The sequence below is a fragment of the Streptomyces glaucescens genome (genome assembly GCF_000761215.1).
Taxonomy (GTDB): domain Bacteria; phylum Actinomycetota; class Actinomycetes; order Streptomycetales; family Streptomycetaceae; genus Streptomyces; species Streptomyces glaucescens_B.
The window spans coordinates 3,529,048-3,552,940 of record NZ_CP009438.1 but is presented as its reverse complement, the minus strand read 5'-3'; the positions used below and the strand labels follow the sequence as shown (position 1 = coordinate 3,552,940).

General features: G+C 73.1%; 23 protein-coding genes and 1 riboswitch. Of the genes, 12 read left to right on the top strand and 11 right to left on the bottom strand.

What is annotated here, in order from left to right:
- Window positions 1–72: 72 nt before the first annotated feature.
- A complete protein-coding gene (gene arfB / locus SGLAU_RS15295; RefSeq protein WP_043501958.1) occupies window positions 73–510 on the top strand; it encodes an alternative ribosome rescue aminoacyl-tRNA hydrolase ArfB in 438 nt (145 codons plus the stop codon).
- Between the two features lie 34 nt (window positions 511–544).
- Here arfB and SGLAU_RS15290 read toward each other — a convergent pair whose 3' ends face one another.
- Together SGLAU_RS15290 and SGLAU_RS15285 are read right to left on the bottom strand one after the other, a co-directional pair.
- Window positions 545–1,003: a GNAT family N-acetyltransferase gene (locus tag SGLAU_RS15290; RefSeq protein WP_043501957.1), complete on the bottom strand. Its 459-nt coding sequence runs from the start codon at window positions 1,001–1,003 to the stop codon at window positions 545–547.
- Between the two features lie 106 nt (window positions 1,004–1,109).
- Complete coding sequence (locus tag SGLAU_RS15285) at window positions 1,110–1,715, bottom strand: flavin reductase family protein (protein WP_078957730.1); 606 nt, start codon at window positions 1,713–1,715, stop codon at window positions 1,110–1,112.
- A 355-nt stretch (window positions 1,716–2,070) separates the two neighbouring features.
- On the opposite strand from SGLAU_RS15285, the gene cdgB reads away from it, so the two are divergent.
- Both cdgB and SGLAU_RS15275 read left to right on the top strand, forming a co-directional pair.
- Window positions 2,071–3,762 carry a diguanylate cyclase CdgB gene (gene cdgB / locus SGLAU_RS15280; protein ID WP_043501953.1) on the top strand — a complete coding sequence of 564 codons (1,692 nt, stop codon included), beginning with the start codon at window positions 2,071–2,073 and terminating at the stop codon, window positions 3,760–3,762.
- A 119-nt stretch (window positions 3,763–3,881) separates the two neighbouring features.
- Window positions 3,882–4,820 carry a CBM35 domain-containing protein gene (locus SGLAU_RS15275; protein WP_043501952.1) on the top strand — a complete coding sequence of 313 codons (939 nt, stop codon included), beginning with the start codon at window positions 3,882–3,884 and terminating at the stop codon, window positions 4,818–4,820.
- A 13-nt stretch (window positions 4,821–4,833) separates the two neighbouring features.
- On the opposite strand, the gene SGLAU_RS15270 is transcribed toward SGLAU_RS15275, so the two are convergent.
- From SGLAU_RS15270 to SGLAU_RS15260, 3 genes are all read right to left on the bottom strand, one after another.
- Window positions 4,834–5,763: a 1-phosphofructokinase family hexose kinase gene (locus SGLAU_RS15270; RefSeq protein WP_043501950.1), complete on the bottom strand. Its 930-nt coding sequence runs from the start codon at window positions 5,761–5,763 to the stop codon at window positions 4,834–4,836.
- Window positions 5,764–5,886: 123 nt separating this feature from the next.
- The gene (gene nagA / locus SGLAU_RS15265; RefSeq protein WP_052414104.1) at window positions 5,887–7,017 is read right to left on the bottom strand and encodes an N-acetylglucosamine-6-phosphate deacetylase; all 1,131 of its coding nucleotides are present in this window, start codon (window positions 7,015–7,017) and stop codon (window positions 5,887–5,889) included.
- A 104-nt stretch (window positions 7,018–7,121) separates the two neighbouring features.
- A complete protein-coding gene (locus tag SGLAU_RS15260) occupies window positions 7,122–8,066 on the bottom strand; it encodes an ROK family protein (protein ID WP_043501949.1) in 945 nt (314 codons plus the stop codon).
- A gap of 183 nt (window positions 8,067–8,249) precedes the next feature.
- On the opposite strand from SGLAU_RS15260, the gene SGLAU_RS15255 reads away from it, so the two are divergent.
- Genes SGLAU_RS15255 through otsB form a run of 3 tightly spaced genes read left to right on the top strand, consistent with a single transcriptional unit; the run spans window position 8,250 to window position 10,661 of the window.
- Window positions 8,250–9,479 (top strand): extracellular solute-binding protein, encoded by a 1,230-nt coding sequence (locus tag SGLAU_RS15255; RefSeq protein WP_099052938.1) that lies wholly within the window; start codon window positions 8,250–8,252, stop codon window positions 9,477–9,479.
- Window positions 9,480–9,534: 55 nt separating this feature from the next.
- On the top strand, window positions 9,535–9,768 hold the full coding sequence (locus SGLAU_RS15250; RefSeq protein ID WP_043501945.1) for a DUF3263 domain-containing protein: 234 nt from the start codon (window positions 9,535–9,537) through the stop codon (window positions 9,766–9,768).
- Window positions 9,769–9,815: 47 nt separating this feature from the next.
- A complete protein-coding gene (gene otsB, locus SGLAU_RS15245) occupies window positions 9,816–10,661 on the top strand; it encodes a trehalose-phosphatase (protein WP_043501943.1) in 846 nt (281 codons plus the stop codon).
- 76 nt (window positions 10,662–10,737) lie between these two features.
- Here otsB and SGLAU_RS15240 read toward each other — a convergent pair whose 3' ends face one another.
- A complete protein-coding gene (locus SGLAU_RS15240; protein ID WP_043501941.1) occupies window positions 10,738–12,138 on the bottom strand; it encodes an alpha,alpha-trehalose-phosphate synthase (UDP-forming) in 1,401 nt (466 codons plus the stop codon).
- Window positions 12,139–12,209: 71 nt separating this feature from the next.
- On the bottom strand, window positions 12,210–13,154 hold the full coding sequence (locus SGLAU_RS15235) for a glucosyl-3-phosphoglycerate synthase (protein WP_043501939.1): 945 nt from the start codon (window positions 13,152–13,154) through the stop codon (window positions 12,210–12,212).
- A 170-nt stretch (window positions 13,155–13,324) separates the two neighbouring features.
- Window positions 13,325–13,498, top strand: a riboswitch (SAM riboswitch).
- Between the two features lie 18 nt (window positions 13,499–13,516).
- Between SGLAU_RS15235 and thrC the strand changes: the two genes are divergently transcribed.
- The 5 genes from thrC (at window position 13,517) to SGLAU_RS15210 (ending at window position 19,089) form a co-directional block, all read left to right on the top strand.
- Window positions 13,517–14,842 (top strand): threonine synthase, encoded by a 1,326-nt coding sequence (thrC, locus tag SGLAU_RS15230; protein ID WP_043501938.1) that lies wholly within the window; start codon window positions 13,517–13,519, stop codon window positions 14,840–14,842.
- A gap of 85 nt (window positions 14,843–14,927) precedes the next feature.
- Window positions 14,928–15,206: a MoaD/ThiS family protein gene (locus SGLAU_RS15225; RefSeq protein WP_043501936.1), complete on the top strand. Its 279-nt coding sequence runs from the start codon at window positions 14,928–14,930 to the stop codon at window positions 15,204–15,206.
- 393 nt (window positions 15,207–15,599) lie between these two features.
- The gene (locus tag SGLAU_RS15220; RefSeq protein WP_004986573.1) at window positions 15,600–15,803 is read left to right on the top strand and encodes a cold-shock protein; all 204 of its coding nucleotides are present in this window, start codon (window positions 15,600–15,602) and stop codon (window positions 15,801–15,803) included.
- Window positions 15,804–16,163: 360 nt separating this feature from the next.
- Window positions 16,164–17,786, top strand: coding sequence for a chaperonin GroEL (gene groL / locus SGLAU_RS15215; RefSeq protein WP_043501935.1), 1,623 nt, complete (start codon window positions 16,164–16,166; stop codon window positions 17,784–17,786).
- Window positions 17,787–17,958: 172 nt separating this feature from the next.
- A complete protein-coding gene (locus SGLAU_RS15210) occupies window positions 17,959–19,089 on the top strand; it encodes an NADH:flavin oxidoreductase (RefSeq protein WP_043501933.1) in 1,131 nt (376 codons plus the stop codon).
- A gap of 61 nt (window positions 19,090–19,150) precedes the next feature.
- Here the strand turns inward: SGLAU_RS15210 and SGLAU_RS15205 are convergent, their stop codons facing one another.
- Complete coding sequence (locus tag SGLAU_RS15205) at window positions 19,151–19,720, bottom strand: hypothetical protein (protein WP_043501931.1); 570 nt, start codon at window positions 19,718–19,720, stop codon at window positions 19,151–19,153.
- Between the two features lie 153 nt (window positions 19,721–19,873).
- On the opposite strand from SGLAU_RS15205, the gene SGLAU_RS15200 reads away from it, so the two are divergent.
- Complete coding sequence (locus tag SGLAU_RS15200; RefSeq protein WP_043501929.1) at window positions 19,874–20,383, top strand: DUF6624 domain-containing protein; 510 nt, start codon at window positions 19,874–19,876, stop codon at window positions 20,381–20,383.
- Here the strand turns inward: SGLAU_RS15200 and SGLAU_RS15195 are convergent.
- The 3 genes from SGLAU_RS15195 to SGLAU_RS15185 all read right to left on the bottom strand — a co-directional run bounded on the left by SGLAU_RS15195 (window position 20,370) and on the right by SGLAU_RS15185 (window position 23,839).
- Window positions 20,370–21,740, bottom strand: a complete 1,371-nt coding sequence (locus tag SGLAU_RS15195) for a PTS transporter subunit EIIC (RefSeq protein ID WP_043501928.1) — start codon at window positions 21,738–21,740, stop codon at window positions 20,370–20,372. The two genes, SGLAU_RS15200 and SGLAU_RS15195, sit on opposite strands and share 14 nt — an antisense overlap.
- Before the next feature lie 70 nt (window positions 21,741–21,810).
- Window positions 21,811–22,845, bottom strand: coding sequence for an N-acetylmuramic acid 6-phosphate etherase (gene murQ / locus SGLAU_RS15190; RefSeq protein ID WP_078957729.1), 1,035 nt, complete (start codon window positions 22,843–22,845; stop codon window positions 21,811–21,813).
- An 88-nt stretch (window positions 22,846–22,933) separates the two neighbouring features.
- Entirely contained in the window at window positions 22,934–23,839 is a 906-nt protein-coding gene (locus tag SGLAU_RS15185; protein WP_043501927.1) for a MurR/RpiR family transcriptional regulator, read from the bottom strand.
- Window positions 23,840–23,893 lie beyond the last annotated feature (54 nt).

The following is a 23,893-nucleotide window of genomic DNA, read 5'->3' as shown; positions in this document are numbered from 1 at the left end:
TACTTTCTTTACCCGGACGGCCGGAAAACCCCTTCGATATTCGGGTGACGTGGACGGGGCGGCGACGGGAACATGGACGGCATGTCCGGTCCCTACGTCATCCGCGGCTCCGTCTCCCTGCCCGAGGCCGAGCTGATGTGGCGTTTCTCGCGGTCGTCCGGGCCCGGCGGGCAGCACGTCAACACCAGCGACTCCCAGGTGGAGCTGCGGTTCGACCTCGCGCGCACCGAGGCGCTGCCCGAGGTGTGGAAGCAGCGGGCGCTCGAACGCCTGGCCGGGCGGCTGGTCGACGGGGTGATCGGTGTGCGCGCGTCCGAGCACCGGTCCCAGTGGCGCAACCGCGAGGCCGCCGCCGTACGCCTCGCCGCGCTGCTCGCCGAGGCGAGCGCGCCGCCGCCGAAGCCGCGCCGGCCGACCCGGATCCCCCGCGGGATCAACGAGCGCCGGCTGCGGGAGAAGAAGCAGCGCTCCGAGACGAAGCGCGGGCGCTCGGCACGGGACTGGTCGTAGCCCCGCCGTCCCCGGGAGACCGGCGCGCCGCGGGTCAGGCCAGGTCGAGCACGCCGACGGTCTGGCCCCCGCTGGTCTCCCCGGTCGGGCGGAACCCGAGGCCCAGGTAGAAGCCCTCGGGTCCGTCGGGGCCGGGGTGCCAGGTGACGTACATCCCGGTGCCGCCGCGGCGGCGGATCTCGGCGGCCACCGACTCGACGGCGAACCGGCCGTAGCCCTTGCCCTGTTCCCCCGCGGCGATGTTCAGCCGCCACAGTCCCGAGCGGCGGACGGTGCCGTCGCCGTGCCAGTCGATGCCGAGGAAGGCCATCAGAAAGCCGACCGGGCGGCCGTCGTCGGTGATCAGGCGGGGCCAGGCGACACCGTCCGGGTGGACGTAGGCCTCGGCGAGGGACTGCATCACGGGGGAGACGGCGTGCTCCTGGTCGGGGCGGACCCGGACGGCGGTGGCGGCGTCGAAATTGCCGGGCGTCAGCTCTTCGAGAGTGATCATCCGGGCACGGTAGGGAAGACCGCCACCGCGCGGCGAACGATTTCCGGCGGCGGGCCCGCGCTCCGGTGGCCGTGGGCCGGTGCCGCGCTCCGGCGCGGGCCGGTGCTCAGCCGAGCTGCCGGTACCGGCCGCGGAAGTACGCCAGCGGCCCGCCGTCCGCGCTCGGGACCCGGGCCGTGAGGACCCGGCCGATCACGAGGGTGTGGTCGCCGGCCGTCACGCGCTGCTCGGTGTGGCACTCCAGGGTCGCCAGGGCGCCGCCGACCAGGGGCGCGCCGGTGGCCTCGCCGCGCCGGTAGGGGATGTCGGCGAAGAGGAGGCGGTCGCTGACGCGGCCCTTCATGGCGAACCGGCCCGCGATGTGGCGCTGGCTCTCGGAGAGCACGGAGACGGCCCATCGCGGCTGTTCGGCGAGCAGGTCGTCCATGCGGGAGCCCTCGCGCAGGCTGACCAGCACCAACGGCGGGTCGAGGGAGACCGACATGAAGGCGGTGGCGGTCATGCCGACGTCCTCGCCCGCGGGCGCCGCGGGGTCGTCGGGGTCCAGCGGCGGCTCGACCGCGGTCACCAGGACCACACCGGCGGCCAGCCGGGACATGGCGGCCCGGAACTCGTCGTTGCTCACCCCCTCAGCATGCCCGGCGGGGGAGGGCTGAACGGGTACTGCCGGGGCGGACGGGGCCGGCGGGGTCGAGGGGGGAGTCTTCAGCACGGGGGAAACGCTAGTCTCCGGTACGGACGCGCCGCATCGGACCTCGGCCCGAGGCGGGTCCTAGGGCCGGAGGCGGACTTCCCGCACGGTGGATTTGCGCGCCGTGGTCATTCGTGCAAACCATGCGTTCGGTGAACGGAAGGGGAGAACGCGCAATCCCCATTCCATTGTTCACGTTCTGCTGTGACTTGAGTCACAAGGGGCGTTAATTGTTGACCCTGTGTACCGAGTGGGCAGCGCGCTGTGATTCAGTGGCGGGGAGTACAAGGGCGACCACCCTGTAATGGCGCCGGAGGCGACCCGCGCCGAAGACGACCCTCATGATTCGCTGCGAGGTATCGGGGGGAGGGCGAGCATGGAGACCGAGTCGGAACCGTACGTCCGCCTTGCGTCCCTGCGACAGCTGCACCAGGTCATGGCGGACATGAACACCGCACGCAGCCTGGCCGACACACTGCAGACCGTCGCGGACGGCGTCGTCACCGCCCTCGGGTACGAGCTGGCGTGCGTCAACCTCGTCCGCCCCGACGGCGACCTGGTGGTGGCGGCCTTCTCCGGGAACCCCGCCGCCGAGGCGCTGATCACGGGCCGGGTCGGCTCGCGCGCCTCCTGGGAACGCCGGCTGAACATGGGCGAGCAATGGGGCGACCTGGTCTTCATACCCCACACCGAGGGCTGGGTCCTCGACGACGACGACGTCCCGCAGTGGTACACCGAGGGCCCCGCCCCCCGCTTCGAGGACGAGTGGCACCCCTCCGACCGCCTGTTCGCGCCGATGTACGCCCCGGGCGCCCAGGGCGGTCCCGCCTCCGGCGAACTGATCGGCGTCCTGTCCGTGGACCGCCCGCGCAACGGGCGGCGGCCCGGCGCCTGGGGCCGCGAGGCCCTCCAGATGTACGCCTTCCAGGCCGCCATCGCGATCAGCAACGCCCGGCTGCGCTCCAACATGCAGCGCGCCCTGATCCGCCTGGAGCGCGAGCAGCAGGCCCTGCGGGCCAGCGAGGAGAGCTTCCGGCAGGCCTTCGAGTACGCCCCCTCCGGCATGGCCATCGCCGAGATGGGCGGCGACCAGCACGGCCGGATCCTCAGGACCAACGACGCCCTGTGCCGCCTCCTCGGCCGCCCCGCCTCCGCGATGCGCCGATACTCCTTCTCCGACCTCGTCCACCCCGAGGACATAGGCACCCTGCTGCGCACCTCCGCCGAGGGCGGGCGGGCCGAGCTGCGCCTCGGCCGCCGCGACGGGACGTACGTCTGGGTCTCGCTGCGCAACTCCGTCGTCGCCGACGCCGCCGACGGCCCCCGCTTCCTCCTCACCCACGTCGAGGACATCGAGGAACGCAAGCGCCGCGAACTCCAGCTCGCCCACCGCGCCTCCCACGACTCGCTCACCGGACTGCCCAACTCCGCCGAGCTGCGCTCCCGGCTCTCCGCCCGGCTCTGCCAGCGCCCCCAGTCCGGCCCCGCCGACTCCCACGACGCCGCCCACGGCCACCCCGGCTACGACGGCTACGACGGCTACGACAGCTATGACAGCTACGACCAGGCCGGCCACGCCTTCGACTTCCCGCCCGGCGACGGCTACGAGGTCGACGTCTACGACCACCACGTGCACACCGTCGCCCCCGCCGGCGACCACGACGACGGCACCAAGGGCCTCGCGGTGCTCTTCTGCGACCTCGACGGCTTCAAGTCGATCAACGACCGGTTCGGCCACAACGCGGGTGACGCCGTGCTCATCGAGGTCGCCCGCCGGCTCAGCAACGGCGTCCGCGACGGCGACACCGTGGCCCGGCTCGGCGGCGACGAGTTCGTGATCCTCGCCGACGGCCTCGGCCGGGCCGACGCGCAGGACCTCGCCGTGCGGCTGCGCAACGAGATCATCCAGCCGATCCGGGCCGAGGGCCGGGCCGTCAGGGTGGGTGCCAGCTTCGGCATCGGCTGGGCGCACTGCGGGATGACCGCGGACGAAGTGCTCAAGTCCGCGGACGAGCGGATGTACGTAGAGAAACGATCTCGTCCCAAACAGCACCGCCGTGCGGGATGAACCGCAGGTCAGCGCGTCGGTGCGATCCGGGTCACCCGTCTGGTGCAGTGAGAGCGGGTAGGCTCGCCCTCTCACCACCGCATCGCATCCGTTCCGCACCTGCTTGAGGAGTACGAGGGATGACGCCCGGCAACAACGGCGCGAGCACGCCCGAGGACGACGACCCGTTCGGTTACCTCTACGCCGACGGTCAGGCCAACGGGGCCCAGCCGCCGTCCGGCGGTTACGGCTACCCGAACTCGGTCAGCAGAGTGCGCACGGTCGGCGATCGTCCGCGCGGTCAGCAGCACGCCGCCTACGGTCCGGCCATACCGCCGCAGCAGGGCGCGCCCGGCCGTCCCAGCGCCCACTACGCCGCACCGGAGACCTACCCCGGCGGCGCCCCGACCACCCAGCAGCCGATGCCCGGCACGCCGGGCGGCGGCCGGGGCCGCGGCCCCAACACCAAGGGGCTGCTGATCGGTGCGCTCGCGGTCGTCGCCGCCGTGGTCATCGGCATCGGCGTGGCCATGCTGAACAGCGAGGGCGAGGACGACAAGGCGGGCGGCGACCCCACGCCCACCCCGACCGTCACCAGCAGCGGTGAGCCGACCCCGTCGGACAGCGGCAGCCCGGCCGCCGAGGAGGACGAGCTGCCGGCCATCGACGCCAAGACGCTGCTGCTCGGCGGCGGTGCCCGCACCGCCTCCGACATCAAGGGCGCCCGGGCCGACGGCGGCTTCTACGTGACCGGCTTCAACACCGTCGGCGCCTCCGTCACCTGGAACGTCAACGGCATCCCGGAGTCCGGCAAGTACACCCTGTACGTCGGCTACGGCGTGCCCGGCAAGGACGCCAACGCCACCCTCACGGTCAACGGCACCGCCGCCTCCACGCCCGTCGACATGAAGAACTGGGCGAACGCCCCCGAGGGCGACTACGAGAAGGGCTGGACGAAGACCTACAACTACGTCCAGCTCAACAAGGGCACCAACACCATCAAGATCTCCTGCGAGCAGGGCAACCAGTGCGACGCCAACCTCGACCAGCTCTGGCTGGTCAAGGGCTGGGTGCAGTAGCGGCGGGCGCGGCTCAGGCCGCGGTGGCCTCCGCGGTCACCGCGACCCGGGCCAGCAGGTCCTCGTAGGCGCGGCGGTCGAACTCCCCGGCCACCGGGGTGAGGACCGTCGCTGCCGACAGGGCGGTCGCGCGGGCCAGCCGGTCCGGCCAGGGCAGGTGCTCCACGAGCCCCGACAGCAGGCCCGCGACCGCCGAGTCCCCGGCGCCCGTCGGATTGCCGTGCAGCCGCGCGGGCGGGACGGCCCGCCAGCGGCCCTCCGCGGTCACCGCGAGCAGTCCGTCCCGCCCCAGCGAGGCCACCACGGCCCGCGCCCCGCGCCGGCGGGCGTCCTGGGTGGCGCGCAGCGGCTCGTGGGCGCCGGTCAGCTCGGCCAGCTCGTCGGAGTTGGGCTTGACGATGTCGGGGCGGGCGGCGACGGCCCGGCGCAGCGGCTCGCCGCTGGTGTCCAGCAGCACCGGGACACCGGCCGCGCGGGCGGTGCGGACCAGCCCGGCGTAGGCGCCCACCGGGACGCCCGGCGGGAGACTGCCGCACAGCGCCACCGCGTCGGCGGCGGCCAGCAGCTCGCCGTAGGCCTCCTGGAAGGCGGACCACTCGGCGGGGGTGATGAGCGGGCCGGGCTCGTTCAGCTGGGTGGTGTCGCCGGTCCGCTCGTCGACGACGGCTATGGTGCGCCGGGTGGCGCCGCCGACCGGGACGAGCGCGTCGCGCACGCCCGGCGCGCCGCTGAGCCCGTCCCGCACGCTGCGTCCGGTGCCGCCGCCCGCGAAACCGGTGACCGTGACCTCGTGGCCGAGGGCCGCGAGCACCCGCGCCACGTTCACGCCCTTGCCGCCGGGGCGCTCGGTGACGTCGGTGACGCGGTGGGTGGAGTGGGGCCGCAGGGACCGCACCCGGTACGTGATGTCGAGAGCGGTGTTCAGCGTGACCGTGAGGATCACCTGGGCCGGCCTCCCCCGAGTGACATGCTTGCCGAGACGTTCTCCGGAAGCTCGATCATGCCAAAGAGACGGCGGCCGGCCCAGCCCCGGAGCGGGCCGCCCTCCCGCCGGCCGCCGGACGGATCACCCCAGTTGGGGCCGAACCACCCAGGCGCCGCGGCGCATCACGCCCGTCAGCTCGAAGTCGGCGTCCAGCAGCACCAGGTCGGCGTCCTTGCCGGGCTCCAGGGAGCCGATGCGGTCGTCCATCCCGAGCAGCCGGGCCGGGTTCGCGGAGATGGCCGCGACGACGTCCTCCACGGGCAGCCGGTCGACGGTCACCGCCCGCTTGAAGGCGCGGTCCAGGGTGAGGGTGGAGCCCGCGATCGAGCCGCCCTCCACGAGCCGGGCCACCCCGTCGGCGACCTCGACCTCCAGCGGGCCGAGCATGTAGCGGCCGTCGCCGAAGCCCGCCGCGTCCATCGCGTCGGTGATGAACGCGACCCGTCCGGCGCCCGCGTGATGGAACGCCAGCTCCAGGGCGGCCGGGTGGAGGTGGGTGCCGTCGTTGATCAGCTCGACGGTGACCCGCTCGTCCTCCAGCAGGGCCGCGATCGGGCCGGGGGCGCGGTGGCCGAGCGCGGGCATCGCGTTGAACAGGTGGGTGGCGACGGTGGCGCCCGCGTCGATGGCCGCCACGGTCTGCTCGTACGTCGCGTCGGTGTGGCCGACCGCCGCGATCACCCCGTGGTCCGCGAGGAGGCGTACGGAGTCGAGGCCGCCCGGCAGCTCGGTGGCCAGGGTGACCATCTTCGCGTGGCCGCGCGCCGCCTCGACCAGCTTGCGCACCCGCGCCGGGTCCGGATCGCGCAGCAGCTCCTCGGAGTGGGCGCCCTTGCGGCACGGGGAGATGAACGGGCCCTCGAAGTGGATGCCCGCGATGTCGCCCTGCTCGGCGAGTTCGCTGAGCAGCCCGGCGCGCTCGGCGAGGAAGCGCAGGTCGCCGGTGACCGTGGAGGCGACCAGGGTGGTGGTGCCGTGGGTGCGGTGGGTGTGGATGCCCCGCAGGACGTCTTCGAGGGTGCCGCTGGTGAAGCCGGCTCCGCCGCCGCCGTGGTTGTGAAGGTCGACGAAGCCGGGGACGAGCCAGTGGCCGGACACGTCGAGGACGTGGGCGCCGTCCGGTGCGTCGGCGGCGATGCGGGTGCCGTCGACGGCCAGCCGGCCGTTCCGCACGGTCCCCGTGGGCAGGACGAGGTTCGCACCGGTCAGGATCAGCGGGATCCCGTCCGTGGCGGGGTGCGGGAAGTCCGTGGCTGGTCGCGGCCCGCGGCGCAGCCGCTGACCGATGCTGTCCCGCGTCGCTGGCGGCGTTGCCGTCACGTCGGTTCCTCCGTACTGTCCGTTGTGTCGAGGAGATCCCAGGCCAGGAGCCCCGCGCCCAGGCAGCCGGCCGTGTCCCCCAGCGCCGCGGGGACGATGGACGGCGGCTGCTGGAAGGTGACGCGCCGCCGGACGGCGTCCCGCAGCGGTGTGAACAAGGTTTCCCCCGCTTCGGCGAGCCCGCCACCGATGACGATCGTGCGGGGGTCCAGCAGGGTGAGGGCGGTGACCAGGCCGTCGGCGAGGGCGTCCACCGCCTCCTGCCAGATCCGGACGGCGTTCGGGTCCCCGGACATGACGGCCTCGGCGCAGTCCGCCGCGTCCGCTGCGGGGTCGCCGGCCGCCTCCGCCCAGGCCTGGCTGACGGCGGCCGCGGAGGCGTAGCGCTCCAGGCAGCCGCGCTGGCCGCAGGGGCAGGGGATGCCGCCGGGCCGTACGACGATGTGTCCGATCTCGCCCGCGTTGCCGTGCGCGCCCGCCTCCACCCGGCCGTCGATGCCGATGGCGCCGGCGATGCCGGTCCCGAGCGGGACGAAGAGGAAGCGGTCGGCGTCCCGGGCGGCGCCGATCCGGCCTTCGGCGAGGCCGCCGGTGCGGACGTCGTGGCCGAGGGCGACGGGGGTGCCGGACAGCCGTGCGCCGAGCAGGTCGCGCAGCGGGACGTCGCGCCAGCCCAGGTTGGCGGCGTAGACGGCGATGCCGCGGTCGGCGTCGACGATGCCGGGGACGGCGACGCCGGCCGCGCGGGCGGGGGCGCCGAGGTGCCGCTCGCCGTGGGCGCGCAGCTCGGCGGCGAAGTCGAGGATGGTCTCCACGACCGCCTCGGGCCCGCGGGCGCGCCCGGTGGCCCGGCGTGCCTGGTGCAGCAGCGCGCCGTCCGCGCCGACCAGGGCGGCCTTCATGCCGGTGCCGCCCACATCGAGGGCGATGACGTGTCTCACGGGGGACAGTGTGGCCCGAGGACCCGGAAGAGGTCTAGTCCACTCACGTGGTGTAGACCTTGTTTCGCGGAGGTGTAGACCTCCCTCCGGAATCCGGACGGCAGGACGACGTGAGAGACAGGGGTTGGGGAAGCGGTGCAGCGGCGCAAGGCAGGATTGATCGCGGTGGTGTCCGCACTGGGCATGACGGCGGTCCTGGGCGGCTGCGGCCTCACCGGGGACTCCGGTGACGTGACCCTGCGGCTGGTCGCCGCCGACTACGGCGACAGCGCGGCCAACAGCTCGGAGAAGTACTGGTCGGAGCTGGTCGAGACATACGAGGCCGACCACCCCGGGGTGAAGATCGAGGTCAGCGTCCACTCCTGGAACGACGTCGACCGCAAGGTCAAGGAGATGGTCGAGGCCGGCGACGCCCCCGACATGGCGCAGATCGGCGCCTACGCCGACTACGCGGACGCCGGACTCCTCTACCCGGCCGACGAACTGCTCTCCATCCCGGTCCAGGCCGACTTCGCCGGCCAGTTCGCCACCGCCGGCCAGATCGACGGCACCCAGTACGGGATGCCGTTCGCGGCCTCCACCCGGCTGCTCTTCTACAACAAGACCCTCTTCGCCGAGGCCGGCCTCACCCCGCCCACCACCTGGGAGGAGCTGGCCGCCGACGCCGCCGCGCTGAAGGCGGAGGGCGTGAAGTACCCCTACGCGCTGCCGCTCGGCCCCGAGGAGGCGCAGGCCGAGACCATGCAGTGGCTGCTCAGCGGGGGCGGCGGCTACACCGACAGCTCCGGCGGCTACGGCATCGACTCCCCGGAGAACGTCGAGACCTTCACCTGGCTGCGTGACGAACTCGTCGGCAAGGGCCTCACCGGGCCCGTCGCGCCCGGCAGGCTCAACCGCGCCGACGCCTTCGCCGCCTTCGCGAACGGGCAGGTCGGCATGCTCAACGGGCACCCGTCGCTGATGAAGATCGCCGAGAACAAGGGCGTGAAGTTCGGCATGGTGCCGATGCCCGGCGTCGACGGCGAGTCCAAGGCGACCATGGGCGTTGCCGACTGGATGCTGGCGTTCAGGCAGAACGGCCACAAGGAGGAGGTCGGCGAGTTCCTCGACTTCGTCTACAGCGACGAGAACGTCCTCGGCTTCTCCCGCGAGTACGACCTGCTGCCGGTCACCAACTCCGCGTACGAGGTGATGAGCGCCGCCGACGAGGACAAGGCGCTCCAGCCGTTCCTTGAGGAGCTGCCGCTCGCCGAGCTGTACCCGGTGGGCAGGACGTCCTGGGCGCAGGTCGCCGCGGAGGTGAAGAAGCGCATCGGGCAGGCGGTCGCGCCCGGCGGCAGCCCGTCGGCGGTGCTCGGCAAGCTGCAGACCACCGCCCTCGACGCGGAGAGCACGGCGGACGCGGACCGGTAGGCCCGGCAGGTCCCGGCGGGCCCGGCTGTCGGTGCGGGCGGTTACCGTTCCCCGTATGGAGCACGGGCCGCTGAACCGACGGGAGCAGGACGTCCTCGCGCTGGAGCGCCGGGGTTTTCCCGGCCCCGGCGCGAAGGAACGCGCCATCCGCGAGGAACTGGGACTCGCCCCGGTCCGCTACTACCAGCTGCTCAACGCCCTGCTCGACGACCCGCGGGCCCTGGCGCACGACCCGGTCACGGTGAACCGGCTGCGGCGCGTCCGGGAGGCCCGGCGAGCCGAGCGATGAGGCCGGGTTCACGGTTCGGCACGGCCCCCCGCGGTTAGGTTCGCCCTATGGGCAGCCCTGACACACACACCACGGACCTTCCCGAACCGGTCACCCCGCAGGGGCGCGACGGCTTGCGCGCCCTGCTCGCCCGTCCCGGCGAGGCGGTGATCGCCCTGGACTTCGACGGCACCCTCGCCCCGATCGTCGCCGACCCCGAGCAGGCCCGCGCCCACCCGGACGCGGTGCCCGCGCTGACCGCGCTCGCCCCGAAGGTGGCCGCCGTCGCGGTGATCACCGGCCGCCCGGCCGAGGTCGCCGTGCGGCACGGCGGCTTCGCGGACGTCCCCGGCCTGGAGCACCTGGTCGTCCTCGGCCACTACGGCGCCGAACGCTGGGACGCGGCCACCGGCAAGGTCACCGCGCCCGACCTGCACCCGGGAGTGGCCGCCGTGCGCGCCGCGCTGCCGGGCCTCCTCGCCGGCCTGGAGGGCGTCCGGACGGAGGACAAGGGGCACGCGGTCGCCGTGCACACCCGCCGCGCCGCCGACCCGCAGGCCGCGTTCGACGCGCTGCGCACCCCGCTCGGCGACCTCGCCGTCCGCCACGGCCTGATCGTCGAACCCGGCCGCATGGTGCTCGAACTGCGCCCGCCGGGCATGGACAAGGGCGTGGCCCTGGAGCGCTTCGTCCGCGAGACCGGCGCCCGCGTGGTCCTCTACGCCGGCGACGACCTCGGCGACCTGCCCGCCTACGGCGCCGTGGACACCCTCCGCGCCGGCGGCACCCCCGGACTGCTGGTGTGCAGCGGCAGCGACGAGGTCACCGAGCTGCGGGAACGCGCGGACGTGGTGGCCGACGGCCCGGAGGGTGTCGTCGCCCTGCTGCGGACGCTGGCGGACCACCTGTCCTGACCCGGCCGGCCGCCCGGTCCGGCGGCCGGCCCACCGGACCGGCCGCCCGGTCTCCCGGCCGTCCCGCGCGGGGCGGTCAGCCGCCGTCCTGGCCGGTCAGCGCGGTGAGCTGGTCGAGGAACCACTGGGCCGGGGGCAGGGCGGTGGCGGCGGCGGCGAGGCGCTTGGTGCGGTCCGCGCGCTCGGCAGGGGACAGGGTGAGGGCCCGGTGCAGGGCGTCCGCCGTGCCCACGATGTCGTACGGGTTCACGGTGACCGCGTCCTCGCCCAGCTCCTCGTGGGCGCCCGCCTCCCGGGACAGCACCAGCGCGCAGCCCTCGTCGGAGATGACCGGCACCTCCTTGGCGACCAGGTTCATGCCGTCGCGGATGGGGTTGACCAGCGCCACGTCCGCGAGCCGGTAGGCGGCCAGGGAGCGGGCGAAGTCGTCCTTGACGTGGAGGACCACCGGGGTCCAGTCCGCGGTGCCGTACTCGTCGTTGATCTGCGCGGCCAGCCGCTGCACCTCCGCCGTGTAGTCGCGGTAGACGGCGAGGTCCTGGCGGGAGGGGTAGGCGAAGGCGACGTGGACGACGCGTTCGCGCCACTCGGGGCGGTCGGCGAGGAGCTGCCGGTAGGCGAGCAGGCCGCGGACGATGTTCTTGGACAGCTCGGTGCGGTCGACGCGCACGATCGCCCTGCGGCCCTCGCCGATCTCGGCGCGCAGCGCGGTCATCCGCTCCTCGACGTCCGCCTCGTGCGCGCGCCGGCGCAGGAAGTCGGCGTCCGCGCCCAGTCCGTGGACCCCGATCCGGGTGTCGCCGGTCCCGCCCACGAACGCCTCGCAGCACGCGGTGAACGCGTCCGCCCAGCGCCGGGTCAGGAAGCCGAGCCGGTCCGCGCCGAGCATGCCGCGCAGCACGGCCTCCGCGATGTCGTCGGGGAGCATCCGGAAGTACTCCGGCGGCGCCCACGGGGTGTGCGAGAAGTGCCCGATCCTCAGGTCGGGGCGCAGCTCGCGGAGCATGCCGGGGACCAGCACCAGGTGGTAGTCCTGCACGAGGACCGCGGCGCCCTCGGCCGCCTCGGCGGCCAGCGCCTCGGCGAAGGCCCGGTTGTACGTCTCGTACGACGCCCACCGGCGCCGGAACTCCGCGTCGAACACCGGCTCGAGCGGCGTCTGGTACAGCATGTGGTGGACGAACCACAGCACCGAGTTCGCGATGCCGTTGTAGGCGTCCGAGTGGATTTCGGCCGGGATGTCGAGCATCCGCACGCCGTCCTCGCCGACCCCGCGGCGCACCGCCTCGCGGTCGCCGTCGCCGAGCGCGGAGCACACCCACAGCGCGCCCGCGTCCGGACCGATCGCCGACAGCCCGGACACCAGTCCGCCGCCGCCCCGCTTGGCGTGCAGCGAACCGTCGTCGCGGACCTGGTAGGAGACGGGGCCACGGTTGGAGGCCACCAGTACCTGTGCAGCACCTGACGTCGAAGCCATGGTCCTCAACCTAGCCCGCCCCCCAACCGCTCAAACGTGCGTTTCCGCCGTATACAGGAGGCTCCGCAGCGTTACGCGACCCGGCGGGCCGTGTACTCGGCGATCTCCGTCATCGGCGGCCGTTCCTCCGTGTCGACCGGGTAGGTCCGCGGCTCGAAGCCGTCACCGGCCCGCTCGAACTGGGTCAGCGCCGGCCGCACCAGATGGGCCCGGGCCAGCCGTAGCTGGGCCGTGCGGTATATGGCGGCGGACATCCGGCCGAGCGCCTGCCCGTCCTGGTGCCGGTGCCTGCGCACCCCGACGTCGACCTGGGCGAGCGCGTCCAGGCCCACCAGGTGCAGGGCGTCGACCAGCATGCCCAGCTCCACCCCGTACCCGACGGGGAACGGCAGCCGCTCCAGCAGCGAGCGGCGCGCCGCGTACTCGCCGCCGAGCGGCTGGACGAACCCGGCGAGCAGCGGCCAGTGCATGTTCAGCAGCGGACGGGCCATCAGCTCGGTGACCCGGCCGCCCTGTCCGGCCGCGGTGCCCAGCGGGCGGTCGTACATCGCCTTGACGAGGTGCACCTCCGGATCGGTCAGCAGCGGGCCGACGATGCCGCGGACGAAGTCCGAGGAGAACTCCCGCAGATCGGCGTCGACGAAGCAGACGATGTCCCCGCGCGTGACGAGCAGGGACCGCCACAGCACCTCGCCCTTTCCGGGGACGGCCGGGATGCGCGGGAGTATCGCGTCCCGGTGCACCACGCGGGCGCCCGCGGCGGCGGCCACCTCGGAGGTGCGGTCGGTGGATCCGGAGTCGACGACGACGACCTCGTCGACCAGCGGGACCTGCCCCGTGAGGTCGCGGCGGACGGCGGCGACGATGTCGCCGACCGTCTCCTGCTCGTTGAGCGCGGGCAGCACGACACTGACCGTCTGGCCGGTGGCGCGTTTGGCGGCCAGGATCTTGTGGAGCGGTCGGTCGGTCACGGACCAGGAGCGGGTGCTCAGCCAGCGCTCGACTTCTTCCAGCACAGTGCGCGGCTCCTTAGCGTTGTCTCGGCGAGGGGCGGTGATCGGATCGTGTTGTGATCCATCTCGCGGTTCGGACGACTATCTCAACTGTCCCGGCCTTCGGTTACAGTCTTGGACAACGCTGATGACCATCGCATGTCGGGGGTCGCCCGCGTTCCACAACCGCATACAGCTCATCCAGAGGGGCAGAGGGACACGGCCCGATGAAGCCCCGGCAACCCTCCAGCCGGTCTCGTAGATCACCGCCGATCACGCCGATCGCATTGATCGCTTCCGCGAGGCTCCCGGCTAGGGAAGGTGCCAAATCCGTCTCACGGCGAAGTGCGTCGTGAGGAAGATGAGGAGAAAGGGCCTCGCCTCACATGGCTGTGCAGACTGTTGCAAGCACCACGGATTCCGCTGCGGCTTCGACTGCTTCCGACTCCGCTCCTCCTTCCACGGTAGACCTCGGCCCCGCCGCCGCGCTCTCCTGCCGCGAGTGCGGCCACCGGGTCCCGCTCGGCCCGGTCTTCGCCTGCGAGGAGTGTTTCGGCCCGCTGGAGATCGCCTATGACTTCTCCGCGTACGACGCCGAGGAGCTGCGCCGGCGCATCGAGGCGGGCCCCGCGAACATCTGGCGGTACGCGCCGCTGCTCCCCGTCCCGGCCGACGTGGCCGGCAAGCCGAACCTCAACCCCGGCTGGACCAAGCTCGTCCAGGCCGACAACCTGGCCCGCGAGCTGGGGGTCGAGGCCGGCAAGCTCTTCGTGAAGGACGACTCGGGCAACCCGACCCACTCCTTCAAGGACCGTGTGGTCGCGCAGGCCCTGGAGGCCGCCCGCGCGTTCGGCTTCACCACCCTCTCCTGCTCCTCCACCGGCAACCTGGCGGGCGCGGTGGGCGCCGCGGCGGCCCGCGCCGGATTCCGCTCCTGCGTGTTCATTCCGCACGACCTGGAGCAGGGCAAGGTCGTCATGGCCGCGGTCTACGGCGGCGAGCTGGTGGGCATCGAGGGCAACTACGACGACGTGAACCGCTTCTGCTCCGAGCTGATCGGCGACCCGGCGGGCGAGGGCTGGGGCTTCGTCAACGTCAACCTGCGGCCGTACTACGCGGAGGGCTCCAAGACCCTCGCGTACGAGATCTGCGAGCAGCTCGGCTGGCGGCTGCCGGACCAGATCGTGGTCCCGATCGCCTCCGGCTCCCAGCTCACGAAGATCGACAAGGGTCTCCAGGAGCTGGTCAGGCTGGGGCTCGTCGAGGACAGGCCGTACAAGATCTTCGGTGCCCAGGCCGAGGGCTGCTCGCCGGTGTCGGCCGCGTTCAAGGCCGGGCACGACGTTGTCCGCCCGCAGAAGCCGGACACCATCGCCAAGTCCCTGGCCATCGGCAACCCGGCGGACGGGCCGTACGTCCTCGACATCGCCCGGCGCACGGGCGGTGCGGTGGAGGACGTGAACGACGAGCAGGTGGTCGACGCGATCAAGCTGCTGGCGCGGACGGAGGGGATCTTCGCGGAGACGGCCGGCGGGGTGACCGTGGGGGTGACCCGCAAGCTGATCGAGAACGGTGTCCTCGACCCGTCGCTCACGACCGTCGTCCTCAACACCGGGGACGGTCTGAAGACGCTCGACGCGGTGGCCGGTACGGGGCTCACCGCCACCATCCGCCCCAGCCTGGAGTCGTTCCGCGAGGCCGGGCTCGTCTAGACCGTCCTGCGCCGCGCGGCCGGTGGGGGCCGGCCGCGCGGCTGCCGTGCCCCCACGTCTTTCCCCTGAACCGGAGGTTTTCACCGTGAGCGTCACTGTCCGCATCCCCACCATCCTGCGCACCTACACCGGTGGCCGGGCCGAGGTCTCCGCCGACGGCGCGACCCTCGCCGAGGTCATCGCCGACCTGGAGAAGAACCACACGGGGATCGCCGCCCGCGTGCTGGACGACCAGGGCAAGCTGCGCCGGTTCGTCAACGTGTACGTGAACGACGACGACGTCCGGTTCGAGCAGGGCCTGGAGACCGCCACGCCGGACGGCGCCGGTGTGTCGATCATTCCCGCGGTCGCCGGCGGCTGCTGACCGCTGTCACACGCTGTTCATCGGATTGCCCCCTCCGTGAGAGATGCGGAGGGGGCAATTCCATGTGGTTGAGCGCGGTAGAGTTGGGGAACCCGCCGTACTTTCCACGTTGTCGCTGCGTCGAGAAGCAGCCAAAATCGGCGGCCTTTTTGCGCCTTTCGTTCCTTATGCCGGGCCCGACTTGCCCGGAATTCGGGTGAATTCTTCATGAATAACCGATCACCGGTGCCCGGATTTCTCGTCCGATTGACCTGTTGCAGACGGCAGTTGGACAGATACATTCAGCCGCGGTCGACGCGTTCCGGCGCACGCCCCCAACGACTGGGGGGTGAGGTCTGACCCGGATCCGCGAAGTGTGGATCTGTGCAAGGGCCAGTAATAGGGGAGTTAGGCATGGCTCAGGGCACCGTCAAGTGGTTCAACGCGGAGAAGGGGTACGGCTTCATCGCGGTCGACGGTGGTGCGGACGTCTTCGTCCACTACAGCGCGATCCAGATGGACGGGTACCGCACCCTGGAAGAGGGCCAGCGGGTCGAGTTCGAGATCTCGCAGGGCCAGAAGGGCCCGCAGGCCGACATGGTTCGCGTCACCGCCTGAACGATCTACAGCGAAGGGCTCGCACCGCCGGCCGGTGCGGGCCCTTCGGCGTGCGCGGGACCCGGCGGGCGTCCGCTCGCCCACCGCCGGGTTCCCCGCCGGACCCCCGCGGGCGGGGGCGCCCGCCCGTCGCCCGGCCGCCCCCCTCATCGAGCGCGCTTCGCGGGCGCACCTTGCACTCGGCGGGGTCGAGTGCTAATCATTGCGTTAGCACTCTGAAGGTGAGAGTGACAACGAAGGACCGGGTCGGTGAGGCCGCAGGCCAAGTGGGGCAAGGAACCACGAGGCAGGCAGGCCGTCCGTCGCGGGCGCGGGCGCGGTCCGAAGGAATCACCCCCAGTCCTGGAGGGACCACTTCACATGGCCAAGATCATCGCGTTCGACGAGGAGGCGCGGCGCGGCCTCGAGCGCGGCATGAACCAGCTCGCGGACGCCGTGAAGGTGACGCTCGGCCCCAAGGGCCGCAACGTCGTCCTCGAGAAGAAGTGGGGCGCGCCCACGATCACCAACGACGGTGTCTCCATCGCCAAGGAGATCGAGCTCGAGGACCCGTACGAGAAGATCGGCGCCGAGCTGGTCAAGGAAGTCGCCAAGAAGACGGACGACGTCGCCGGTGACGGTACGACCACGGCCACCGTTCTCGCCCAGGCGCTGGTCCGCGAGGGCCTGCGCAACGTGGCCGCCGGTGCCAACCCGATGGCCCTGAAGCGCGGTATCGAGAAGGCCGTCGAGGCCGTCTCCGGTGCGCTGCTCGACCAGGCCAAGGAGGTCGAGACCAAGGAGCAGATCGCCTCCACGGCCTCCATCTCCGCCGCCGACACCCAGATCGGCGAGCTGATCGCCGAGGCCATGGACAAGGTCGGCAAGGAAGGCGTCATCACCGTCGAGGAGTCCCAGACCTTCGGTCTGGAGCTGGAGCTCACCGAGGGTATGCGCTTCGACAAGGGCTACATCTCGGCGTACTTCGCCACCGACATGGAGCGCATGGAGGCGTCGCTCGAGGACCCGTACATCCTCATCGCCAACTCCAAGATCTCCAACGTCAAGGACCTGCTCCCGCTCCTGGAGAAGGTCATGCAGTCGGGCAAGCCGCTGCTGATCATCGCCGAGGACGTCGAGGGCGAGGCCCTGTCGACCCTGGTCGTCAACAAGATCCGCGGCACCTTCAAGTCCGTCGCCGTCAAGGCCCCGGGCTTCGGCGACCGCCGCAAGGCCATGCTCGGCGACATCGCCATCCTCACGGGCGGCGAGGTCATCTCCGAGGAGGTCGGCCTCAAGCTGGAGAACGCGACCCTGGACCTCCTGGGCCGCGCCCGCAAGGTCGTCATCACCAAGGACGAGACCACCATCGTCGACGGCGCCGGCTCCGCCGACCAGGTCGCGGGCCGCGTGAACCAGATCCGCGCCGAGATCGAGAACAGCGACTCGGACTACGACCGCGAGAAGCTCCAGGAGCGTCTGGCGAAGCTGGCCGGCGGCGTGGCCGTCATCAAGGCCGGTGCCGCCACCGAGGTGGAGCTCAAGGAGCGCAAGCACCGCATCGAGGACGCCGTCCGCAACGCGAAGGCGGCCGTCGAGGAGGGCATCGTCGCCGGTGGTGGCGTGGCCCTGCTCCAGGCCTCCCAGGTCTTCGAGAAGCTGGAGCTCGAGGGTGACGAGGCGACCGGCGCCCAGGCCGTGAAGCTCGCGCTCGAGGCCCCGCTGAAGCAGATCGCCGTGAACGCCGGCCTCGAGGGCGGTGTCGTGGTGGAGAAGGTGCGCAACCTGACCCCGGGCCACGGCCTGAACGCCGCGACCGGCGAGTACGTCGACCTGGTCCAGGAAGGCATCATCGACCCGGCCAAGGTGACCCGCTCCGCGCTGCAGAACGCCGCGTCGATCGCCGCGCTGTTCCTCACCACCGAGGCCGTCATCGCCGACAAGCCGGAGAAGGCCGCCGCGCCGGCCGGCGGCGGCATGCCGGGCGGTGACATGGACTTCTGATCCCTCCCGGATCGGACTCGTCCCACGCCGAGGGCGGCACTCCCCGTTCGCTGGGGGTGCCGCCCTCGGGCGTGTCCGGGGTCACACGAACGGGGCGGAATCAGCGGACCGGCACCCTGGTTGGGGATCGTTGCACACGCACATACCGTCTGGTACCCCAAGGAGCCCCCTGGTGACCGTCACCGCCGACACCCCGGCCGCCCGTGCCGCGCAGGTCCTCGCCCGTCCCGTCTCGATCAACGGCCTGACCGTCCCGAACCGGATCGTGATGGCCCCGATGACCCGCCAGTTCTCCCCGGGCGGCGTCCCCGGCGCGGACGTGGCGTCGTACTACGCGCGCCGCGCCGCCGCCGGTGTCGGCCTGATCGTCACCGAGGGCACCTACGTCGGCCACGCCTCGGCCGGCGAGAGCGACCGGGTGCCGCGCTTCCACGGCGAGGAGCAGCTCGCCGGGTGGGCCAGGGTCGCCGAGGAGGTGCACGCGGCGGGCGGCAGGATCGTCCCGCAGCTGTGGCACATCGGCATGGTCCGCAAGGCGGGGCGGCCCCCGTTCCCCGAGGCGCCCGCCGTCGGCCCCTCCGGGCTGCGCGTCGACGGCACCGAGGGCACCGGCGAGGCGATGACCCAGCGGGACATCGACGACGTGATCGGCGCGTTCGCGCAGGCCGCCGCGGCGGCCGAGCGGATCGGCTTCGACGGTGTGGAGATCCACGGCGCCCACGGCTACCTCGTCGACCAGTTCCTGTGGGCGGGCACCAACCGCCGCAGCGACGCCTACGGCGGCGACCCGGTGGCCCGCACCCGGTTCGCGGCCGAGATCGTCGCCGCGGTCCGCGAGGCCGTCTCCCCGGACTTCCCGGTCATCTTCCGCTACTCGCAGTGGAAGCAGGAGGCGTACGACGCCCGGCTCGCCGAGACCCCGCAGGAGCTGGAGACCGTCCTCGCGCCGCTGGCCGCGGCCGGTGTGGACGCCTTCCACGCCTCCACCCGCCGCTACTGGCTGCCGGAGTTCGAGGGCTCCGACCTCAACCTGGCCGGCTGGACCAAGAAGCTCACCGGCAAGCAGGCCATCACGGTCGGCTCGGTCGGCCTCGACGGCGACTTCCTGCACGCCTTCACCGGCGCGGGCGCCCCGCTCGGCAGCCTCGACAACCTGCTGGACCGGCTGGAGCGGGACGAGTTCGACCTGGTCGCGGTGGGCCGGGCGCTGCTCCAGGACCCGCTGTGGGCCCGGAAGGTGCTGTCGGGCCGGTTCGACGAGCTGGCGCCGTACGACGCGGCGGCACTGCGGACGCTGAGCTGACGCGGACGCCCGGCTGACACGGACGCCGACGCCGGGCTGACGCGGTGCGTGCGGGGGACCGCTACAGATTGCCCATCGGCTCGATGTCGACCCGGACCGGGATGCCCCACACCCGCAGCACCTCGTAGTCGGTGAACTCGTGCACGAGCCGGTACGCCGCCGCGGGCCGCGATCCGCGCCGCTGGGCGGCCAGGTACAGCTCGGCCTCGCGGCGGTCCCGGCGCGGGGTGCCGCACAGCTGCCACTCCTGCCCGTTCCACAGCTCCGGCAGCCACCGCTGCTGGGGCTGCGGCCGGTCGCCGCGCGTGCCGTACCGGGAGGGCGCGGTCGGGGCGGGCTGCGGGGCCGGGCCGGGGCCGTTGAACTCGGCGCGACGGGCGGCCCGCCGCCGGGTCTCGCACAGCAGGCACAGATCGGGGGCGGCCTCGTCGACGGGCCCGTTCGGATGCTCGGCGCAGCGCGTGCTGGGCGCGGCCGTGGTGACGGACTCCTCCAGCAGGTCCAGCGCCCGCCGCAGATCCGCCTTCACCTCGTGCAGCCTGGCGTCCGGAGTGTCGGCGGTCAGCGACTCCCCGTGCTCGCCGAGCAGACGGAGGGCGCGGCCTAGGGCAGTGAGCTGGGCGTGGTTCATGGCTATCAGTCTGCGGGGCCGGGGCGCGGAACGTGAACCTCGGACGCGGGGCGGCTCCGGTGGCCGTGGATCCATTGTCGGGGTGTCCGGGGCCCGCTGTCACCGTCCCACGGGACGATCTTTCCGCACCGTTCGCGGCTTTACGGTTTCCGCATGCAGCAGGACATCCACGCACTCGCCGCCGAACTGGTCCGCATGGCCGAGGACGACCACGCGGCCGCCGTCCACGCCAACGCCGAGGACCCCGCCGCGCAGTTGCGGTGGCGGCGGATCACCGCACGGCACGGGGACCGGCTGAACGAGATCATGGACGAGGTGGGGTGGCCCACGGCCGGGCTGGTCGGGGAGGAGGCGGCGCGGGCCGCCTGGCTGGTCGCCCAGCACGCCGACCGCCAGCTCGATGTGCAGCGGCGGGCGCTGCGGCTGATGGAGGCCGCGGTCGCCGAGGGCCGCGCCGGGGCGCGGGAGCTGGCGTTCCTCCGGGACCGCACGCTCGTCAACGAGGGGCGCGAGCAGATCTACGGCACCCAGATCGCCGGTGTGCGGGAGGACGGCTCGCCCGTGCCGTGGCCCTGTGCCGAGCCCGGCCGGGTGGACGAGCTGCGGGCCGGCGTGGGCATCGAGCCGTTCGACGCGTACGTCGCCCGGTTCAGGCCTTCCTGAGCCCGAACGCGTACGTCGCGGCGAACCCGGCCGCATAGCCGGTGAGCAGCCCGCCCGCGTAGACCGCCGCCGTCGCCGCGAGGCCCCGCTCACCGGCGAGCAGCGGGAACAGGGCCCAGCCGGACGGGCCGATCGCCGTCGCGCCGACCGGCTGGCCGAGCATCGCGAAGCCGCCGAGGAACGCGCCGCCCGCCGCGCCGCCGAGGCACGCGGTGAGGAAGGGGCGGCCGAGGGGGAGGGAGACGCCGTAGATCAGCGGTTCCCCGACCCCGAGGAGGCCCGCGGGGAGCGCGGACCTGATCGTCGTGCGCAGCGAGGTGTCGTGGCGCAGCCGGACGTAGACGGCGAGCGCGGCGCCCACCTGGCCCGCGCCGGCCATCGCGAGGACGGGCAGGAGGACGGTGCTGCCCTGCTCGTCGATGAGCGTGGCGTGGACCGGGATCAGGGCCTGGTGCAGGCCCAGCATGACGAGCGGGAGGAAGAGACCGCCGAGGAGCAGGCCGGCCAGGGCGCCGGTGGTGGTGAGGAGCCAGTCCGCGGCGGTGCCGATCGCGGCGGAGACCGCGCCGGCCGCGTACATCAGGCCGTACAGCGTGGCCAGTCCCGCGACCAGCACCGTCACCGTGGGGGTGAGCAGGACGTCCAGGGTGGCCGGGACGCGGTTCCGGCAGCGCTTCTCGACCCAGGTGCCCAGCAGGGCCGCCGCCAGCGCGCCGAGGACGCCGCCCTGGCCGGGGGCCAGCGGCAGCCCGAACGCCGTCACCTTCGCCACGCCCGGGAACACCACGACCGCCGCGACCGCCCCGCCGAGGACCGGGGTGCCGCCGAACTCCTTCGCCGTGTCGTGGCCGACGAACACCGCGATCAGCGACATGAACGCCGAGCTGATCGCGGCGAGGGCCGGGGTGAGCCCGGGGAGCAGGCCCGCGTTGACCAGCAGGCCGTTCACGCCCGCCAGGACGCCGCAGCCGATCAGGGCGGGGATCAGCGGGACGAAGACGTTCGCGACCCGGCGCAGGGCCAGCTTCAGCGGGGTCGCGTTCCGCGCGCGCCGCTCCTGGCGCAGCCGCTCGCCGCGCGCCGCGAGCCCGCCGTCCGGCCCGGGGGCGAGCAGCGCCTCGAACTCGGGGGCCACCCGTGCCACCGTGCCGGGGCCCAGCACGATCTGGTACGTGTCGTCGTCCACCACGCCGAGCACGCCGGGCAGGGCGCGCAGGGCCTCCTCGTCGACCCGTCCGCGGTCGGCGAGGCCGAGCCGGAGGCGGGTCATGCAGTGGGCGACGGACGTGACGTTGCCGGGACCGCCGACGAGGGGAAGGAGGGCGGCGGCCAGCGCGTGGTGGGCGTGCTCGGTCATGGAGCAACCATGCGGCGCGCGATCACCGCACCGGCGGCCCGACGCGCCGTCGGTCCGGGCGACGGGCGGCTCAGCCGCGCGCCGCGGCCAGTGCCTCCCGCAGCCGGCCGCGGTTCTCCGCCAGGAGACGGGCCGCCGCCGGGCCGTCGACACCGGCCAGGATGCTGAGGACGGCGTCCTTCACCTCGCCGCCGGAGTCGGCGAGGGCGCGTTCGATCTCCTCGTCGGCCGCGCCGGTGGCGAGGGCGACGATCCGGCGGGCGCGGGCGCGGAGCTTGTCGTTGGAGGCGCGGACGTCGACCATGAGGTTCCCGTAGGTCTTGCCCAGGCGGATCATCGTGATCGTCGACAGCATGTTGAGGACGAGCTTCTGCGCGGTGCCCGCCTTCAGCCGGGTGGATCCGGTGATCAGCTCCGGCCCGACGACGACCTCGATGCCGTGGTCCGCGGCGGCGGCCAGCGCGCTGCCCGGATTGCAGGCCAGGCCGATGGTGAGCGCGCCGAGCCGCCGGGCGTGCTCGACCGCGCCGATCGCGTAGGGGGTGCGGCCGGAGGCGGAGACGCCGACCACCGTGTCCTCGGCGGTGAGGGCCAGTGCGTCGAGGTCGGCGCGGGCCAGGTCCGCGGAGTCCTCCGCGCCCTCCACCGAGGTGACCATGGCCGGCGGGCCGCCCGCGATGAGGCCGACGACCTGGGCGGGGTCGGTGTTGAAGGTGGGCGGGCACTCGGAGGCGTCCAGGACGCCGAGCCGGCCGGCGGTCCCGGCACCGGCGTACACCAGCCGGCCGCCCCGGCCCATCCGGTCGGCGACGGCGTCGATCGCGGCGGCGATCCGCGGCAGCTGCCGGGCGACCGCGCCGGGCACCCCCGCGTCCTCCCCGTTCATCAGCGTGGCGATCTCCAGCGTGGACAGCCGGTCGATCTCGGCCAGTTCGGGCCGGAACGCCTCGGTGGTCAGGCTGTCGAGCTGGGCCCGCAGGTCTGGTCCGCCGGCGGTGGCCGACGCGCCGGGGGCGTCCGGGGCACCGGCAGGGTGGGCGGCACCGGCCGGGTGCGCGGCGTCGTACGCGGGGGCGGTGTCGGACGTGTCGGGGGTGGAGGTCATGGCGTGCGGCTCTTCCCTTGCGGACGGTGCGGTCCTGACGGACGGTGCGGTCCCCGCGGACGGTGCGGTCCTCGGGGACGGTGCGGTGTCATCTGCGGTGCCGGTGCGCGAGCGCTTCGTACGAGGCCGACAGCGCCGGTGCCGCCGTCTCGTACGTCCGCTGCGCCACTCCCACGAACAGGCAGTCCACGACCAGGAGCTGGCTGGTGCGGGAGGACATGGCCGCCGGACGCAGTTCGGTCTCCCGGGCGATGGACGTGGTCAGCACGTGGTCGGCGTACTGCGTGACGGCGGAGTCCGGCCGCCCGGTGATCGCGACGGTCGTCGCCCCGCGCTCGAAGGCGGCCCGCAGCGGCTCGATGACGTCACCGGTCGACCCGGAGTGGGTGATGGCGAGCGCGACGTCGCCCGGGCGCAGCTGGACCGCGTTGGTCACGGCGAGGTGCGGATCGCTGTGCGCGTGGGCTATCAGCCCGATGCGCAGCAGCTTCTGGGTGAGGTCCTGGGCGACCAGCCCGGACGCGCCCACGCCGTACACGTCGACGCGGCGGGCGGCGGCGAGCGCGGCGACGGCGGCGCCGAGCTGCGTGGTGTCGAGGCCGGCGGCGGTGTCGGCGAGGGTCTGCTGCTCGTCGTACGCCAGCTTCGCGACGACGTCCGCGATCGGGTCGTCGACCGCGATGTCGGTGGTGATGGCGGGTGCGCGGCCGGACTGCTGCTGGGCGGCGAGCCCGGCGAGGGCGAGGCGCAGGTCGCGGTAGCCGGGGTAGCCGAGGAGGCGGGCCGTGCGCACGACGGTGGCCTCGCTGGTGCCGGTGAGTTCGGCGAGTCCGGTGACCGTGAGCGCGGCGCAGCCGGCCGGGTCGCCGGCGACGGCCTCGGCGACGCGCTGCATGGAGCGGGTCATGGAGGGGGCGAGGGCGCGCACCTTGGCGGCGAGCGCGCCGGGTGCGGGCGGCGGACCGCCGAAAGTTCCCTTCACGTCCCTGGGCACCTCTGAAAGATATTTTCGGCTCCGAGTCCCGGTCAAGAGTGCGCACAATAGGGG